Annotated in this window: 11 protein-coding genes; 7 read left to right on the top strand and 4 right to left on the bottom strand. The window is 66.2% G+C overall.

Annotation, left to right across the window (positions count from 1 at the left end; translation table 11 throughout):
* Positions 1–3: 3 nt before the first annotated feature.
* Genes BLT73_RS04400 through BLT73_RS04390 form a run of 3 tightly spaced genes read right to left on the bottom strand, consistent with a single transcriptional unit; the run spans position 4 to position 4,092 of the window.
* Positions 4–1,086 (bottom strand): tartrate dehydrogenase, encoded by a 1,083-nt coding sequence (locus BLT73_RS04400; protein WP_090521269.1) that lies wholly within the window; start codon positions 1,084–1,086, stop codon positions 4–6.
* Between the two features lie 13 nt (positions 1,087–1,099).
* Positions 1,100–3,103, bottom strand: coding sequence for a tripartite tricarboxylate transporter permease (locus tag BLT73_RS04395; RefSeq protein ID WP_090521267.1), 2,004 nt, complete (start codon positions 3,101–3,103; stop codon positions 1,100–1,102).
* Between the two features lie 35 nt (positions 3,104–3,138).
* On the bottom strand, positions 3,139–4,092 hold the full coding sequence (locus BLT73_RS04390) for a tripartite tricarboxylate transporter substrate binding protein (protein WP_090521266.1): 954 nt from the start codon (positions 4,090–4,092) through the stop codon (positions 3,139–3,141).
* Positions 4,093–4,323: 231 nt separating this feature from the next.
* Here BLT73_RS04390 and BLT73_RS04385 point away from each other — a divergent pair, with 231 nt between their 5' ends.
* The 3 genes from BLT73_RS04385 (at position 4,324) to BLT73_RS04375 (ending at position 9,065) form a co-directional block, all read left to right on the top strand.
* Positions 4,324–5,256, top strand: a complete 933-nt coding sequence (locus BLT73_RS04385; protein WP_090521264.1) for a LysR family transcriptional regulator — start codon at positions 4,324–4,326, stop codon at positions 5,254–5,256.
* 198 nt (positions 5,257–5,454) lie between these two features.
* On the top strand, positions 5,455–6,618 hold the full coding sequence (locus BLT73_RS04380) for a mandelate racemase/muconate lactonizing enzyme family protein (RefSeq protein ID WP_090521263.1): 1,164 nt from the start codon (positions 5,455–5,457) through the stop codon (positions 6,616–6,618).
* 425 nt (positions 6,619–7,043) lie between these two features.
* On the top strand, positions 7,044–9,065 hold the full coding sequence (locus BLT73_RS04375; protein WP_245727067.1) for a TonB-dependent receptor: 2,022 nt from the start codon (positions 7,044–7,046) through the stop codon (positions 9,063–9,065).
* Positions 9,066–9,353: 288 nt separating this feature from the next.
* Here BLT73_RS04375 and BLT73_RS04370 read toward each other — a convergent pair whose 3' ends face one another.
* Positions 9,354–10,946 carry an alpha-amylase family glycosyl hydrolase gene (locus BLT73_RS04370; protein ID WP_090521870.1) on the bottom strand — a complete coding sequence of 531 codons (1,593 nt, stop codon included), beginning with the start codon at positions 10,944–10,946 and terminating at the stop codon, positions 9,354–9,356.
* A 92-nt stretch (positions 10,947–11,038) separates the two neighbouring features.
* Here BLT73_RS04370 and BLT73_RS04365 point away from each other — a divergent pair, with 92 nt between their 5' ends.
* The 4 genes from BLT73_RS04365 (at position 11,039) to glgA (ending at position 18,538) form a co-directional block, all read left to right on the top strand.
* On the top strand, positions 11,039–13,474 hold the full coding sequence (locus BLT73_RS04365; RefSeq protein WP_090521868.1) for a glycogen/starch/alpha-glucan phosphorylase: 2,436 nt from the start codon (positions 11,039–11,041) through the stop codon (positions 13,472–13,474).
* Positions 13,434–15,677 (top strand): 1,4-alpha-glucan branching protein GlgB, encoded by a 2,244-nt coding sequence (gene glgB / locus BLT73_RS04360; RefSeq protein ID WP_090521259.1) that lies wholly within the window; start codon positions 13,434–13,436, stop codon positions 15,675–15,677. Before BLT73_RS04365 ends, glgB begins: the two co-directional genes overlap by 41 nt.
* Before the next feature lie 24 nt (positions 15,678–15,701).
* Positions 15,702–16,970, top strand: a complete 1,269-nt coding sequence (gene glgC, locus BLT73_RS04355; RefSeq protein WP_090521257.1) for a glucose-1-phosphate adenylyltransferase — start codon at positions 15,702–15,704, stop codon at positions 16,968–16,970.
* Positions 16,971–17,125: 155 nt separating this feature from the next.
* Positions 17,126–18,538: a glycogen synthase GlgA gene (gene glgA, locus BLT73_RS04350; RefSeq protein ID WP_245727065.1), complete on the top strand. Its 1,413-nt coding sequence runs from the start codon at positions 17,126–17,128 to the stop codon at positions 18,536–18,538.
* Positions 18,539–18,554 lie beyond the last annotated feature (16 nt).

The raw sequence follows: 18,554 nt of genomic DNA, 5'->3' as shown, positions 1-18,554 counted from the left end.
CCTTCAATCGTTGCGGCCGCGAATGGCCTCGATCACCGCATCGGTGACCTGGCGCGTGCTCGCCTGCCCGCCCAGATCCGGCGTGTGCAGATCCGGGTTCGCCGTCACCGTCTCCACCGCCTGTATCAGCCGGTCCGACGCCGCCTGCTCGCCCAGATGCTCCAGCATCATCGCGGCGGTCCAGAAGGTCGCGACCGGATTGGCCACACCCTTGCCGGTGATGTCGAAGGCCGAGCCGTGGATCGGCTCGAACATGGACGGCGTGTCGCGCTCCGGGTTCAAATTCGCGGTCGGCGCCACCCCGATCGAGCCGGACAGCGCCGCGGCCAGATCCGACAGGATATCGGCATGCAGGTTCGTCGCCACGATCGTGTCGAGCGATTGCGGGTTCATCACCATCCGCACCGTCATCGCATCGACCAGCATCTTGTCCCAGGTCACGTCCGGGAATTCCTGCGCAACCTCCGCCGCGATCTCGTCCCACAGCACCATGCCGTGCCGCTGCGCGTTAGATTTCGTCACCACAGTCAGCAGCTTGCGCGGCCGCGACTGCGCCAGGCCGAAGGCGAAGCGCATGATCCGCTCGATCCCGGCGCGGGTGAAGATCGACACATCCGTCGCCACCTCCAGCGGCAGTCCGGGATGGGAGCGGCCGCCCTGCCCGGCATATTCGCCCTCGGAGTTTTCGCGCACGATCACCCAGTCCAGCTCGTCCCGGTCTACGCCGCGCAGCGGGCTCTGGATGCCGGGCAGCATCCGCGTCGGGCGGACATTGGCGTATTGATCCAGCGGCTGACAGATCGCCAGCCGCAGCCCCCACAGCGTCAGATGGTCGGGCACATCGGGGGCGCCCACCGCGCCGAACAGGATCGCATCGAAGCCGCGCAGCTGATCCGCCCCGTCCTCGGGCATGAAGGCGCCGGTTTCTTTGTAGCGCGCCGTGCTCCAGTCGAAATTCTCGACCTCGAAGGCGAAGCCGCCATCGCGCTCGGCCAGCACCTCCAGCGCCTCCAGGCAGGCATCGACGACTTCCACACCGATTCCGTCCCCGCCAATGGCGGCGATCCTGTGCAGTTTCTTGCTCATAGCTTTCTCCGTTTCAGAACAGCAGCCCCGCGGGCATCCGCAGCAGCAGCACATTGGCCATCAGCCACCAGAACCCCACGCAGATCATCACCCCGGCGGCGATCCAGATCAGCCAGGTGCGCAGCGGCGGCCGGTCGTAATCGGCGATCACCATGATCGCCACGAAAGCGGCCAGGCTGGTGACAAGAAACCCGATCTCGGGCAGCAGCATCACCCAGGCCAGCATCACCACACCCAGCGCCAGCCGCCGCCACGCGCCCTCATCGAAGCGCACGCTGCGGTCGAACCCGCCATCCGGCCGGCGCAGATTCATCGCGATCAGCAGCGCCGAGAAGGCGATCAGCGACACCGCGATGGTTTTCGGGAACACCGCGCCCAGGGGCGACATGGCATTGCCGCCCAGATAGACCACCACTCCCAGCAGGATGAACAGCCCGGCCAGCATCATGCCCGGATAATCCCGCATCTTCGTCTCGGGCGGAATATCGGTCCCGGCATCGGATTCGGGGTCAGGCGTCCGCGCAAGCTGCGCGCGCCGCTTCGCCTTCCAGTCGGCCCAGATCGGGAAGGCCACGGTCAGCAGCGCGGCACAGATGATGCCGATGCTGATCGGGCGGTTGAAGAACATCTCCGGCAACCGGCCCGACGACGACCCGATCAGCCATGTCTGCACGAAACCCTGCTCGGCAATCGCGCCCAGCACCAGCCCCAGCACGATGGGCGACGGCTGGAAGCCATAGCGGTTCAGGAACCACGCCATGATGCCCAGCCCGACCATGAGCTGCGCGTCCTCGGGGTTGGAATGGATGGCGAAGGATCCGATGATGGTCAGCAGCGCCACGGTCGGGGCCAGCACCGCCTTCGGCACCTTGATGATCGAGCCATAGGCATAGCGCCCGATCAGCAGACCCACCGGCAGCATCAGCAGCGTCGCGATCAGCAGCCCCCAGATGAACGTGTAAACGATATTGCCGTCGGTGGTGAACAGCGTCGGGCCGATCTTGATCCCCTGCACCAAGAGCGCGCCCAGAATAATCGCATCGGGCGGCGTGCCGGGAATGCCCAGCACCAGCGTCGGAATGAACCCGCCGCCCACCGTGGCGTTGTTCGCGGCCTCGGTGGCGATGATGCCGTCGGGATTGCCCTTGCCGAAGCTGTCGGGCGTGTCGGAACTGCGCCGCGCCTCGGAATAGGAGACCAGCCCGGCGATGGAACCGCCCGCGCCGGGCAGGATCCCGATCACCGTGCCGATGATCGAGGAGCGGATGACGTTGAATTTCCGCGCCAGCGACAGGCGCAGCCCCTCGGACAGGCGCAGCCCGCCGGTCTCAGACGGTTTCAGATGCGGATCTCGCGTGGCAACCAGATCGAGGATGACCGGCACGCAGTAAAGCCCGATGATGGCCGAGGTCAGGTCGATCCCGGCCAGAAAACGCTGCATCCCCATCGTGTAGCGCACATCGCCGCCGACCACGGCCACGCCGATCATCGACAAAAACAGCCCGATACACGCCCCGATCAGCCCCTTGACGGTGTTGCCCACCGACAGCGCCGCGATCAGCGTCAGCCCGAACATGGCCAGCCAGAAATACTCCGTCGGCCCGAAGGCCAAAGCCACCTTGGCCAGCGGCGGCGCCAGCAACAGCAGCGCCACCGCGCCGACGATCCCGCCCACGACCGAGGCGATGGTGGCCAGCGAAATCGCCAGCCCGCCATCGCCGCGCTTGGCCATCGGGAACCCGTCAAACGTGGTGGCGATGGCCGATGGCGTGCCGGGCGTGTTGACCAGAATGGCCGCGTAAGCGCCGCCATAGATCGCCCCGGTATAGATCGCGCCAAGCGCGATCAGCCCGGCGGCCGGGTCCATGGTGAAGGTGAAGGGGACAAGGACGGCCACCGCCATTGTCGCTGACAATCCGGGCAGCGCCCCGATCACCGTGCCCAGCACGACGCCGACAAGCGCCAGCAGCAGGTTGAACGGCGTCAGCGCGTCCATGAGATAGCCCAGGATCTCCATCTCCGCCCCCTTCGCGTTGCGTTACAGGATCGCGCTCACTCGATGATGCCGAGCGCCTGCGCACCGGCGGTGTATTCCTCCACCTTCCCGGCGACGAACTCGTCCATCTCGTCATAGCCGATATCGGCCAGCACGAAGCCGCCGGCCTCCATCTTCTCGATGAATGCGGGCTGGGCGTTGATCTCAGACACGATGTCGGAGATCCGCTGGCGCAGCTCCTCGGGCGTCGAATCGGGCACCGCCACGCCGCGATAGGCGCCGCCGACAATGTCGTAGCCCAACTCGGTGAAGGTCGGCACATCGGGGAAGGCCGGCATCCGCTCCTCGGCGGCCACGGCCAGCATCCGCAGCTCGTCGCCCTGCGCGATGCCCGAGGTGGCATAGTTGAACCCGCCCGTGGTCTGCCCGCCCAAAACCGCCGTGATCGACGGCCCGGTGCCCGAGAACGGAACATAGGTGGTCGTCACCCCGGCTTCCTGGTTGAACACGGTATTGGCCAGCTCGTTCGACGAGTTCGACCCCGACCCGGCCAGCGTCACCATGCCCGGATTTTCCTTGGCGTATTCGACAAGCTGTTCCAGCGTCTCGAACTCGCTGTCCTGGCGCACGAAGATCGCGTCGGGGGTATAGTGGAAATAATGCACCGGGGTCAGATCCTCGGTCGCGTAGCCCACCGACCCGGCCAGCGGTTGCAGCACCGTATGCGGCAGGTTGATGCCCATGACGGTATAGCCGTCGCCGGCGATGGAGTTGAGTTGCGACCAGGCCTGCGCGCCCCCCGCGCCGGGCTGATACTGGATCACCACCTGCTGGCCGGTGACGTTTTCCCATTCCGATTGCTGGAACCGGGCCGAGACATCGGATTCCCCGCCCGCGTTGAACGGGATGATATAGGTCATCGGCTTGGTCGGGAACTCCTCCACCGATTGCGCCGCCAGCGGCAGGGCGGCCATCAGACCGGCCGTGATCGTCACGAATGCAGCTTTCATGCTGTCCTCCTCCTCATTGGTTCGCCCGGCGCTCTCCCCGCGCCGGCAGGCGCCGGGCCCGCCCGGCCGCGCAGGGCGGCCGATCCGGCATCCTCCCCCCGGACCAAGCGCAGCCTGTTGGGGCTGCCGGCAAATGTCCATCGGCCCGGCGACAGATAATCGCAGGCTAGACTATTTCCGCGATCTCCGTAATTTCAGAACCGGAACATCATTATTGCGTTGCATTCATCAATGAGCGAAAGCGATCTCGACTTCTTCGTCCGCCTGGCCCGGCGCGGCAGCTTCGTGGACACCGCGCGCGACATCGGCGTCACCGCCTCCGCGGTCAGCCGCCGGCTGGCACGGCTGGAGGAACGGCTGGGCGTGCGCCTGCTCAACCGCACCACCCGCCGGGTCAGCCTGACCGGCGAGGGCGAGGCGTATTTCGACAAGGCGATCAGGCTTCTGGGCGAGATCGAGGAGCTGGAAGGCAGCCTGCGCGCCGGCCGCGAAAACCCCACCGGGCTGCTGCGGATCAACGCCACGTTCGGCTTCAGCCGCGGCTATATCGCCCCCACCGTCTCGGCATTCTGCGAAGCCCATCCCGGCGTTCAGGTGCAGCTCGTGGTCAGCGACGCGCCGCTCAACCTGATCGAGCAGGGATTCGATCTCAGCATCCGCTTCGGCAACCCGCCTTCCAGCAACATGATCCAGCGCCTGTTGCAGAGAAACCGCAGATTCATGTGCGCCGCGCCCGACTATCTGGACCGTCACGGCACCCCGCAATCGCTGGAGGAGCTGGCGCGGCATGACTGTATCGTGCTGCGCCAGGAACACGACATCTACGACATCTGGCGATTCGACGACCACCGCCAGATCGCCCCCTCGGCGCGGGTCAGCGGCCCGCTCAGCACCAATGACGGAGAGATCGCGCGCGAATGGATGCTGGGCGGGCGCGGCATCATGCTGCGCTCGGAATGGGACATCGCCCATCATGTCCGCGCGGGCCGTCTGCGCGTAGTGCTGCCGGGCCATTTCCAGACCGCGAACATCACCGCCATCTATCCCGAACGCCACCATCTCACTGCCAAGGTCCGGGTCTTCGTCGATCTCCTGGCAGACAGGCTCCGGGTGCAGAACGCGGCCCGTCCCCTCCAGCTCAGCGAGGCGGAGCTGTGCCCCTGATTGCGCCCCGCGCCCACGCAGATTAAGCATAGCCCAGAACCCGCGGCGATGGATCCGGCGCTGCCGGAAGACGGTCGCGACCTCCGCGACAGGCGCGCCGCCGTCGGAGGAGAGAGACGGAACCCCGTGAACTGACCCGCGGGCGCGCAGCCTATCGTCGCGCCAGATCCGCCGCGCCCCGCAGAAAGGACCGCACCCATGCGCATCATCGACATCCGCGAAGTGACCAAGCCCATCGCCTCGCCCATCCGCAACGCCTATATCGACTTCTCGAAAATGACCGCCAGCCTCGTCGCCGTCGTCACCGACCAGACCCGCGACGGGCGCCCGGTGATCGGCTACGGCTTCAACTCAAACGGCCGCTACGGCCAGGGCGGGCTGATCCGCGAACGCTTCCGCGACCGCATCCTTCAGGCCGATCCCGATAGCCTGCTGAACGAGGATGGCAGCAATCTCGACGCCCACAGGATCTGGGCGGCGATGATGCAGAATGAAAAACCCGGCGGGCATGGCGAACGCTCGGTCGCGGTCGGCACGATCGACATGGCGGTCTGGGACGCCATCGCGAAGATCGCGGATCAGCCGCTGTTCCGCCTGCTGGCCCAGCGGCAGGGGGTGGAGGCCGATCCCCGCGTCTTCGTCTACGCAGCGGGCGGGTATTACTATCCCGGCAAGGATGACGGGGCGCTGCGCCGCGAAATGCGCTCCTATCTCGACCGCGGCTATAACGTGGTGAAGATGAAGATCGGCGGCGCGCCACTGGAAGAGGATCAGCGCCGCATCGAGGCGGTGCTGGACGAGATCGGCACCGAGGCGCAACTGGCCGTCGATGCCAATGGCCGCTTCGATCTGGAAACCGCCATCGCCTATGCCAAGATGCTGCGCGGCTATCCGCTGTTCTGGTATGAGGAGATCGGCGATCCGCTGGATTACCAGTTGCAGGCCGCGATGGCCGAGTTCTATCCCGGCCCGATGGCGACGGGCGAAAACCTGTTCTCGCATCAGGACGCCCGCAACCTGCTGCGCTATGGCGGGATGCGCCCGAATCGCGACTGGCTGCAATTCGACTGCGCCCTGTCCTACGGGCTGGTCGAATATCTGCGCACGCTGGAGGTGCTGGACCAGCTCGGCTGGTCGCGCCGCCGCTGCATCCCGCATGGCGGCCACCAGATGTCGCTGAACATCGCCGCCGGTCTGGGTCTGGGCGGCAATGAAAGCTATCCCGACCTGTTCCAGCCCTATGGCGGCTTCCCCGACGGGGTGGAGGTGCAGGACGGCCATATCACCATGCCCGAACTGCCCGGCATCGGGTTCGAGGGGAAGTCCGACCTGATCTCGGTCATGCGCGAACTGGCGGCGTAAGCGCCGCACCCCGAACCGGATCACGCCCGCCAGCCGGGCGGAAAGGATCGGGGCACCCTGTCCCCGATCCGCCCTGCCCGTCATCGACGCGGCGCAGCGACCATCCGGTGTGGTCACCCGCCCCGGTCGTCGCCCGGATTTGCAAACTCGCGCCGCATCGCCGGGCTGCGCCGCGATTGTCGGCCGCGCCGGAGGCGGCGGCGGTGCACATTCGGTGTACGCGCTGTGTACGCGCGGTGTCCGCCCCGTGACGGGCCGTTTCGCCGCCTGTGGCAGATTTGCATCGCCCCGCCATCAGGCCACGCATAGCAATTGCTGACCCCCGCCACATCCGATAACCGACCAAAATAATCAGGTAACGCAGCCAACTATCCCCAGCTACGCAGCCCTCCATCACCACCCCATGAATGAGGTCTGACATGTTGATGACAAGACTGCTCCCCCTGGCCGGGGTCTCGACCCTGGCGCTGCTCGGCACCGGCTGGGCGCAAACCGCCGCGCCGATCGTGCTGAACACCATCACCCTGGTCGCGGACGGGGCCGAGAACATCGAATCCACCGGCGGCGCCGTGGTCACGGCGGAGGATGTGGAGATCCTGCAACCTGCCGATGTCTCGGAACTTTTCGCCCGCGAATCCGCCGTCACCGCCTCGGGCGGGGCCGGCCCGTCCAAGCGCATCCATGTCTTCGGGATCGAGCAGTCGAAGCTGGCCGTGACCGTGGACGGCGTGCCGCAGGGGCCGCAAAGCTGGCACCATACCGGCTCCAACGTGATCGACCCGGCCTTCATCCGCCGCGTCGAGGTCGAGGCCGGGGCCGCCGCCGCCGATGCCGGCTTCGCCGCCGCGGCGGGCGCGGTGCGCTATGAAACCCTCGGCGCGCGGGATCTGCTGGAGGACGGGCGCAGCACCGGCGGACGTGCGGCGCTGTCCTGGGGCAGCAATGGCCGCGGCGTCTCGGCCAGCCTGGCAGGCTATGGCGCGCAGGGCGGCTTCGACTGGTTCGCGATGATCCACGGCCAGGACGGCGACGATTACGAGGCCGGGAACGGGCTGACCATGGACGGCACCAGCCCCGCCGCGCAGGGTGCGCTCGTCAAGCTGGGCTTCGAGGCCGAGGGCGGCCGGATCGAACTGGCCTATGAGCGGTCGCAGGACGATGCCGACCGGGTCATCAAGATGAACATGGACCTGTATTCGACCGATCCCGCCCGCGCCGTGGACCGCAATACCTACCCGCTCGACATCGACAACGAGACGCTCAGCCTGACCTACACGGCGACCAATCCCACCGATCTCTGGGATCCCGAGGCCAAGCTCTATCTCGGCTCCACCGAGTATTGGCGGCCGAATTACTCGCTCGGCGATCTCGCAGGGGGCGATGGGCGGATCAACGGAGACATGGTGCTGGACCGCGATCAATTCGGCGGCGTCATCCAGAACCGCTTCACCGTCGCGCAGGGCAGCATCACCACCGGGATCGACTTCTCCGACAGCGACTATGCCATCGACAATTACGGCGATCATTCGACCGCGCAGCCGCGTATCCGCAATTTCTCGACGCTGCAAATCGGTGCCTTCGCGCAGGGCCGCTTCGAGTTCGCCAACGGCTTCGATTTGTCAACCGGGATGCGGCTCGACCGTCACCGCCTGACCGACTGGAACAGCCAGCGCTTCACCGACACCGGCGCGAGCGCCAACGCGACCCTGTCCTATCGCGTCAACGACATGTTCGAGGTCTTCGCCGGCGCCTCGCGCACCTGGCTGGGCTTCGACGTGGGCGAATACGGCCTGCTCCACGCCCGCGACGCGGCCTTCGCAACCGACCCCGATTACCAGCCCGCAACAGCCGAAAATTACAAGCTGGGCCTGAACGCCAGCGGGCTGAACTGGCGCGGCGGGATCACCTTCTTCGACACCAGGCTGGACGGTCTGGCGGAGTATGACACCCAGGCCGGGCTGTTGACGAATGCCGATGAGGGCCGCAGCAAGGGCGTGACGCTGAACGCCAGCTATGACTGGAACACCGGCCGGATCGGGGCGACCTACACCAAGGCCGATGTCACCATGGATGGCGATGTCGTCCTGCCCGGGGGCGGCAGCTTCATGCCGGTCGGCGATCTGGCGACGCTCTATGTCGATCAGGAATTGCCGCAATACAACCTCATGGTCGGGGCGACCGTGGAATGGGCCGGCACGCTGTCCGATGACGAGATGACGCAGGCGGGGTTTGCCGATCACGACAGCTACACGGTGGTGAACGCCTATGCCGAATGGACCCCGGCGCAGATGGAGGGCACCAAGCTGCGGCTCGGCGTCGATAACCTGTTCGACGAGACCTATTACGAGCGGTCCAGCTATGTGCAGCGCGTGCGCGGCTCGAGCCTGATCGAGCCGGCCTATGCGCCGGGCCGCACCGTGACGCTGGGTCTGTCGAAATCCTTCTGATCGGGCTGACAGGCGAAGACGGGCGCGCGGATTTTCCGCGCGCCTTTTTCATGAGCCGGGAGAGACAATCGATTGCAGGTGATGACGTCGCTCCGCCAAAGCATCTGTCGAGACACCGGTGAAGAACGAGAAGGGTTGTCTTAAGCGGTGAGCGTCCGACCGGGTGGGCGCGGAACGCGCCCGCCATGGGGCGGGCGGACGCGTGCCTGCCGCTGGCGCGACCGGCGGGCTGAGCGGCAGGCTGACAAGCCGAGTTATTGACAAGAGCCGCTATGCGTCAGCGCCGCCTCATTCGCCGGTCTGCACAAACGCGAACCCGTTCGGGCCAAGCGAGAGGTCGCGCCTCGCCAGTTCTGCCGCCTGATGCGGGCCGGTCAGCGCCTGCGCCTCGCCGGGCGGCAGGCGCGTCGTCACCGGCTCGGGCCCCAGGTTGAAGACGCAGATCAGACCCCCGCGCTGAAACATCAAGACCGGGTCCGGGCGGCGATAGAATTTCGCCACCTCCCGCCCGCGCAGCGCCGGCTGGGCCGCGCGGAACGCGAGAATCCGGCGATAGAAATGCAGCACCGACGAACTGCTCTCCTCCTGTGCCGAGACATTGCGCGCAAGCTGCGGCGGCTTGACCGGCAGCCAGGGCGTGGCTTCGGAGAACCCGCCCGATGTATTGCCGTTCCCGTCCCAGACCATCGGCGTGCGGCAGCCGTCGCGGCCCTTGTAATCGGGCCAGAAGCGGATGCCCGGCGGGTCGGTCAGCTCGTGGAATTCGAGCTCGGTCTCGGTCTGGCCCAGCTCCTCGCCCTGGTAGAGACAGACCGAGCCGGGGAAGGAGAGCAGCATCGCCGCGCAGAGCTTTGCGAGGGCGTCCTGATCGGCACCGTATTCCTCCCACCGCGTCAGATGCCGGATCACGTCATGGTTGGAGAAGGCCCAGCACGGCCAGCCATCGGGCGCATCGCGGAAGAACCGCTCGATCCGCGTGCGGAAATGACGCGGGCTGAACTCGGGGCCGAGCATGTCGAAGCTGTAAGCCTGATGCAGCCGCGTCTCGCCCGCGGTGTATTCGGCCATGATCTCGACGGCGCGGGTCGAATCGCCGACCTCGCCGACCATGGCGGCGCCGTATTCATCGGTGAGCGACCGCATCCTTGCCAGGAAGTCCAGATTCTCCGGCCGCGTCTTGGAGAATTTGTGAAGCTGCATCTCGTAGGGGTTCACCTGCGCCTCGCCCTTGCGGGCCGGGTTGTTGCGCAGCTTCGCGTCGTGGAAATAGAAATTCACCGTATCCAGCCGGAACCCGTCCACGCCGCGTTCCAGCCAGAACCGCATCGTCTCCAGCAGCCAGTCCTGAACCTCCGTGTTGTGAAAGTTGAAGTCCGGCTGCGATGTCAGAAAATTATGCAGGTAGTACTGCTTGCGATGCCCGTCCCATTCCCAGGCCGACCCGCCAAAGACCGACGACCAGTTGTTCGGCGGCGTCCCGTCGGGCCTGGCATCCGCCCAGACATACCAGTCGGATTTCGGGTTGTCGCGGCCCTTGCGGCTCTCGACGAAGAACGGATGCTGATCCGAGGAATGGCTGAGCACCTGGTCGATGATCACCTTCAGGCCCAATTCGTGCGCACGCGCGACAAGCGCGTCGAAATCCGCGAGCGACCCGAAAAGCGGGTCGATATCGGTATAGTCCGAAACATCGTAACCCATATCCGCCATGGGCGAGCGGAACACCGGCGACAGCCACACCGCATCAACGCCCAATCCGGCAACATGGTGAAGTCGTTGCGTGATCCCGGCCAGATCCCCGATTCCGTCGCCGTTGCTGTCCTGGAAGGATCGCGGATAAACCTGATAGGTCACCGAGCCGCGCCACCATTCATCCGTCATCATTCGCTCCTCACCTGCACATCAGACCATTGAACCCGCCGCGGACGCGGCCTAATGTTGCCGCTAACATCTGTGAGCCACGGAACGCAATGATGACAGTCGCGCCGCGAAGCACCAGCCCGAAAGATCTGGGTCGGTCGATCTCCGACCACCTGACCTATTCCATCGGCAAGGATGCGGCCCATGCCAGCGTGCAGGACTGGCGCATGGCGCTGTCGCTGGCGGTGCGCGACCGCATTGTGGAGCCGTGGTTCGCCTCGACCCGCGCGACCTATGGCGGTCGGCTGAAGCGGGTGCATTACCTGTCGATGGAGTTCCTGATCGGGCGGCTGCTAGAGGATTCGGTTGTCAATCTTGGTCTGGACAACGCCGCGCGCGAGGCGCTGCGTGGCTTCGGGGTCGATTATGACGAGGTGATCCACGACGAGCCGGAGGCCGCACTCGGCAATGGCGGGCTGGGTCGTCTGGCAGCGTGCTACATGGAATCCATGGCGACGGTGGGCTGCCCCGCCTATGGCTACGGCCTGCGCTACGAGCACGGGCTGTTCCGGCAGCGCTTCGACCACGGGCGGCAGGTCGAGACCGCCGAGAGCTGGCTGAAATCCCGCAACCCGTGGGAGTTCGAGCGCCCCGAAGCTGCCTACGAGATCGGCTTCGGCGGCTGGGTCGAGGGGGACGGGCCGAAGAAGATCTGGCATCCCGCCGAAAGCGTCATCGCCGCCGCTTATGACACCCCGATCATCGGCTGGCGGGGGCGTTGGGCCAACACGCTGCGCCTGTGGTCGGGCAAGCCGGTGCAGGAGTTCGATCTGGCCCGGTTCAATCGCGGCGAATATGTGGGTGCGGCGGCCGCCGAGTCGCTCGCCCGCACCATCACCCGCGTGCTCTACCCCGACGATTCGACCGAGGCCGGCAAGGAATTGCGGCTGAAGCAGGAATATTTCTTCACCGCCGCCTCGGTGCGAGACATCATGCGCCGCTTCGCGCAAGGCGGCGAGCCGGTCGCGCGACTGCCAGATCGCGTGGCGATCCAGATGAACGACACCCATCCCGCCATTTCCGGGGCCGAACTGGTGCGGGTGTTGATCGACGATTTCGGGCAGGATTTCGACGATGCGGCCGACATGGCGGTGCGGGTGTTGAACTACACCAATCACACGCTTCTGCCCGAGGCGCTCGAATCCTGGTCCGAGGGGTTGTTCCGCAAGGTCCTGCCCCGCCACATGGACCTGGTGGAGCGGATCGACGACCACCACAAGCGCCGCCACCCGTCGCGCCCGTGGGAATTGTCAGCGATCCATCACGGCCAGATCCAGATGGGCAATCTGGCCTTCATGCAATCCGGGCAGGTCAATGGCGTCTCGGCGCTGCATACCGACCTGATGAAGGACTCGGTCTTTCACGATCTGAACGCGCTGCATCCCGACCGGATCGTGAATGTCACCAACGGGGTCACGCCGCGCCGCTGGCTGTATTCGGCCAACCCGGCCTTGTCGGGTCTCATCACCGAGACGCTTGGCGGGACCGGCTGGGTCGATCACCTGGACCAGCTCGCCGGGCTGGAGCCGCATGTCTCGGATCCGGGCTGGCTGGACCGCTATGCGGCCGCCAAGCGGACCAGCAAGGTGGCGCTGTCGAACTGGCTGGGCAAGACGATGGGACTGACGCCTGATCCCGACGCGCTGTTCGACGTGCAGATCAAGCGCATCCACGAATATAAGCGCCAGCTTCTCAACATCCTGGAAACCATCGCCTTCTGGGATGCGATCCGGCAGAACCCGGAGGCCGCGTGGCAGCCGCGCGTCAAGATCTTCGGCGGCAAGGCCGCGCCGGGCTATGCGGTGGCCAAGGAGATCATCCATCTCATCAACGACGTGGCGCAGGTGGTGAACAGCGACCCGGCCATGAAGGGCCGGCTGATGGTGGTCTATCCGCCGAACTACAATGTCTCGATGGCGGTGCGGCTGATCCCGGCCGCCGATCTGTCCGAGCAGATTTCGACCGCCGGGAAAGAGGCGTCCGGCACCGGCAACATGAAGCTGTCGATGAACGGCGCGCTGACCATCGGCACGCTCGACGGCGCCAATGTCGAGATCCGCGAGCATGTGGGCCCTGAGAATTTCTTCCTGTTCGGGATGACGACGCAACAGGTCGAGGCCCGTCGCGCCCTGCCCGACCATGCCCGCAAGGCCATTGCCGGATCGCCCGAATTGTCCCGCGCGATCAGCCTGATCGCCACCGGCACATTCGGAGGCGATCCCGCGCGATACGGACGGCTGGTGGACATTCTGACCAACTGGGACAGCTATCTCGTCTGCTCGGACTTTGCGGATTACCTGTCGACTCAGCGCAGAATAGATGCCTCATTCGGGGACAGGGCGGAGTGGAATCGGATGGCTGCGCTGAACACGGCGCGGATGGGCTGGTTCTCCTCGGACCGCTCGGTGCGTGACTACATGGAACGAGTTTGGCAGATGGAGGGCAGTTATGAACCCGCCGCGAAAGACGCAGGACGCGCCACGGGATAACAGCGATGGCCTGCGCCGGGACGCGGAGCGGCAGCTCGGCCCGGACCGCGCGCGGGCGCTTGCCGAGGGGCGCGAGCCCGACCCGTTCGCCTGGCTGGGCCCGCATCCGCGCGGCGACGCCTGGCAGGTGCTGGCCATCGATCACGGCGCGGCGGAGATGTCGATCGCCACGCTCGACGGACGCTATCCGATGGCGCCGGTGGCGGGCGTGCCGGGGCTGTTTTCCGGCACCGTGCCCGACCCCGCTCCCTATCTGCTGCGCGGCCGGTCCGGCGGGCAGGAATGGGAATACGAGGATGCCTACCGCTTCGGCCCGGTGCTGGGCCAGATCGACGAATACCTGATCGGAGAGGGGACGCATCAGCAGCTCTGGCGCGCGCTCGGCGCGCATGTCATCACCCATCAGGGCGTCGGCGGCACGCATTTCGCGGTCTGGGCCCCGAATGCGCGGCGCGTCGCGGTGCTGGGCGATTTCAACGGCTGGGACGCGCGGCGCCACGGCATGCGGCGGCGCGGCTCCACCGGGGTGTGGGAGATCTTCATCCCGAATATCGGCGACGGCACCGCCTATAAATTCGCGTTGACCGGCGCGCATGGCGAGCCGGTCCCGCAAAAGGCCGATCCGGTCGGTTTCGGGGCCGAGCATCCGCCGGCCACGGCCTCGGTGGTGCGCGCGGTCGGGGCGCATGACTGGCGCGACGGCGACTGGATGGCGCGGCGCGCCGAGGCGCAATCGGTCAGCGCGCCCATCTCGATCTACGAGGTGCATCTGGGAAGCTGGAAGCGCGTCGTCGAGGACGGCAACCGCCCGCTCTCCTATCTGGAACTGGCGCGGGATCTGGTCGGCTACGCGGTGGAGATGGGCTTCACCCATCTGGAGCTTCTGCCGATCTCGGAATTCCCGTTCGACGGCTCCTGGGGCTATCAGCCGGTCGGGCTTTATGCGCCGACGATCCGGTTCGGCACCCCCGACGAGTTCCGCGAGTTGGTGGAGGCCGCGCATGCGGCGGGCATCGGCATCCTGCTTGACTGGGTGCCCGGACATTTCCCGGCCGATGCGCATGGCCTGGCGCGGTTCGACGGCACGGCGCTGTATGAACATGCCGATCCGCGCGAGGGGTTCCACCAGGACTGGAACACGCTGATCTATAATTACGGCCGCCGCGAGGTGGCGAATTTCCTGACTGCCAATGCGCTCTACTGGCTGGAGGAGTTTCACGCCGACGGGCTGCGCGTCGATGCGGTGGCCTCGATGCTCTATCGCGACTATTCGCGCAAGGACGGCGAATGGGTGCCGAATATCCTTGGCGGGCGCGAAAATCTTGAGGCGATCGAGTTCCTGCAAGGCGTCAATACCGTCGCCTATGGCACCGTTTCCGGGATCATGACGGTGGCCGAGGAATCGACCTCGTTCCCCGGCGTGTCGCGCCCGGTCGATGCGGGCGGGTTGGGCTTTGGCTACAAGTGGAACATGGGATGGATGAACGACACGCTGGAATATATCCGGCACGAGCCCGTTCATCGCAGCCATCATCACAACCAGCTCACCTTCGGGCTGGTCTATGCCTTCTCCGAGAATTTCATCCTGCCGATCAGCCATGACGAGGTGGTGCATGGCAAGGGCTCCATGCTCAGCAAGATGCCTGGCGATGACTGGCAGAAATTCGCCAATCTGCGGGCCTATTACGGCTTCATGTGGACCCATCCCGGCAAGAAGCTGCTGTTCATGGGCTGCGAATTCGCGCAGCGGCGGGAATGGAATCATGACGGCTCGCTGGACTGGCATCTGCTGGACGATCCGCGCCATCGCGGCATCCAGTCGCTGCTGCGCGATCTGAACCATCTCTACCGTGACCTGCCGGCGCTGCATCGCCGCGACGCGGAGGCCGAGGGGTTTGGCTGGATCGAAGGCGGCGCCGCGGCGGAATCGGTGCTGGCCTATGCCCGCTATGGCGCGCCGGGCGATGCGCCGGTGGTGGTGGTCTGCAACTTCACCCCGGTGCCGCGTCACGGCTGGCGCATCGGCATGCCGCGCGACGGGAAATGGGAGCAGAGGCTGAACAGCGATGCAGGCATCTATGGCGGATCGGGCATGGTGGCGCCCGCCATCGTCACCGCCGATGGCGACGAGTACCAGGGCTACGACCAGTCCGCGCTCGTCGATCTGCCGCCGCTGTCGGTGCTGATCTACGAGGCCGCGTAACGATTATCTCTGGGGAGGAGACCCATGACACTGTATCGACCCAATCGCCTGTCATCGCGGGCCATGGCCTATGTGCTGGCCGGGGGCCGCGGCTCGCGGCTGAAGGAGCTGACCGACCGGCGCGCGAAACCGGCGGTCTATTTCGGCGGCAAGTCGCGGATCATCGACTTCGCGCTGTCCAACGCGCTGAATTCCGGCATCCGCAAGATGGCGGTGGCCACGCAGTACAAGGCCCACAGCCTGATCCGCCACCTGAACCGGGGCTGGTCCTTCTTCCGCTCGGAGCGCAACGAATTCCTCGACATCCTGCCCGCCAGCCAGCAGATGGACGAGGAGAACTGGTATCGCGGCACCGCCGACGCGGTGACCCAGAACATCGCGATCATCGACAGCTATCAGGTCGACTACCTTCTCGTTCTGGCCGGCGATCACATCTACAAGATGGATTACGAGCTGATGCTGCAGCAGCATGTGGACAGCGGTGCGGATGTGACCGTTGGCTGCCTGACCGTGCCGCGCGACCAGGCCTCGGCCTTCGGGGTGATGGATGTCGATGCGGAGGGGCGGATCGTCTCCTTCCTCGAAAAGCCCAAGGATCCGCCGGGCATGCCGGATGACCCGAACTCCACCCTCGCCTCGATGGGGATCTATGTCTTTGACTGGAAGTTCCTGCGCGAGCTGTTGCTGAAAGACGCGGCGAACCCGAATTCCAGCCATGATTTCGGCCATGACCTGATCCCGGATCTGGTCAAGAACGCCAAGGCCGTCGCGCATCGCTTCACCGAAAGCTGCGTCCGCTCCGCCCCGGATGCGCCGGCCTATTGGCGCGATGTCGGCACGATCGACGCGTTCTGGCAGGCCAATATCGACCTGACCGATTTCTCGCCCGAGCTGGATCTTTATGACCGTGACTGGCCGATCTGGACCTATGGCGAGATCACCCCGCCCGCCAAGTTCATCCATGACGACGAGGATCGGCGGGGTCACGCGGTCAGCTCCATGGTGTCGGGCGGCTGCATCATCTCGGGATCCGAGGTGCGCAATTCGCTGCTGTTCACCGGGGTGAAGGCCAACAGCTATGCCTCGCTGAAATCGGTGGTGGCCATGCCCTATGTCGGCATCGGACGCCATGCGCGGCTGACCAATGTGGTGATCGACCGTGGCGCGCGGATCCCCGAAGGCCTGGTCGTGGGCGAGGATGCGGATGAGGATGCGCGGTGGTTCCGCCGCACGGAGAACGGCGTGACGCTGATCACCCAGGACATGCTGGACAGAAGAGACGCAGGCGCATGACGAAGAGACCGGGATCAGCGAAATCCGCGCCGCCGCGAAAGGCTGCCAAGGGCGGCAAGCCGCGCATGGCTGGGTCCGCGTCCTCACCCGAGGCGGCAGCCGGCCCGGGTCCCGCGGCAGGGCGTGGCGCCCGGACCGGCGGGCAGGTTCTGTCGGTGGCGTCCGAATGCGCGCCCCTGGTCAAGACCGGCGGGCTGGCCGATGTGGTCGGCGCGCTGCCCGGCGCGATGGCCCCGCTCGGCTGGCATCTGCGCACGCTGATCCCGGCCTATCGCGGGCTGAGCGCGCAGATGGATGGCGGGACGGAGCTGTGGTCGGACCCCGATCTCTATGGCGGACCGGCCCGCGTGCTGGGCGGCAAGATGGCCGGGCTGGACATGCTGCTGCTGGATGCGCCGCATCTGTTCGACCGGGACGGATCGCTCTACGCCGATGCCAGCGGCGCGGACTGGACCGACAATCCCGCCCGCTTCGCCGCGCTGAGCTGGGCGGCAGCAGAGATTGCGCGGCACGGGCTGGGCGATGGCTGGCGGCCCGACCTTCTGCATGCCCATGACTGGCAGGCCGGGTTCGCGCCGCTCTGGGTGCGCGGCGTGGTGCCGTCTGTCATCAGCATCCACAACATCGCCTTCCAGGGCATCGCCCCCGCCCGCCAGGTCGAGGCGCTGCGCCTGCCCCCGCAGGATTTTCACCCGGAAGGCTATGAATACTGGGGACAGATCAGCGCGCTGAAGGCCGGGCTGGTGGCGGCCGATGCGCTGAGCACGGTGTCGCCCAGCTATGCCGCCGAACTGACCACGCCGGAATTCGGCTTCGGGCTGGAGGGGGTGATCCGGGCGCGGCGCGAGGCGCTGACCGGCATTCTGAACGGGGTGGACGAGACGGTGTGGAACCCGGCCACCGATCCGCAGATCCCGGCGAATTTCACCGCCGATGACATGACGGGCAAGCAGGTCTCGGCCCGCGCGCTGCGCGAGGAGTTCGGGCTGGACGATCAGGGCGGCCCGCTCTTCATCGTGGTCAGCCGCCTGACCCGGCAGAAGGGGCTGGACCTGCTGCTCGAGGCGCTGCCTGGCCTGGTGGCGCGGGGCGGCCAGTTGGCGGTGCTGGGCAGCGGCGAGCCGGACCTGCAGGAGGGGTTCCTGCGCAGCGCCGCGCGCCATCCCGGCCGGGTCGGGGTGCGCATCGGCTATGACGAGGCGCTGTCGCACCGCATGTTCGCGGGCGGCGACGTGGTGCTGGTGCCGTCCCGCTTCGAGCCCTGCGGGCTGACCCAACTCTACGGGCTGGCATATGGCACCATCCCGCTAGTGGCGCGCACCGGCGGGCTGGCCGATACGGTGATCGACGCCAATGACGCCGCGATCCGCGCCGGCGTGGCGACGGGGGCGCAATTTGCGCCGGTCACCGCCGATGCGCTGTCCATGGCGCTGCGCCGTGTTTCCGCCCTTTACCATCAGCCCGCGATCTGGCAGCGGATGATGCGCCAGGCGATGGCCCATCCGGTCGGCTGGGACGCCTCGGCCCGCGACTACGCGGCGCTCTATGAAAAGCTGATGACACGCTGAAAGCCAGATGACTGAC

It is taken from the genome of Paracoccus isoporae (assembly GCF_900101865.1).
Lineage (GTDB): Bacteria > Pseudomonadota > Alphaproteobacteria > Rhodobacterales > Rhodobacteraceae > Paracoccus > Paracoccus isoporae.
This window is presented reverse-complemented; position numbering and strand designations above follow the sequence as displayed.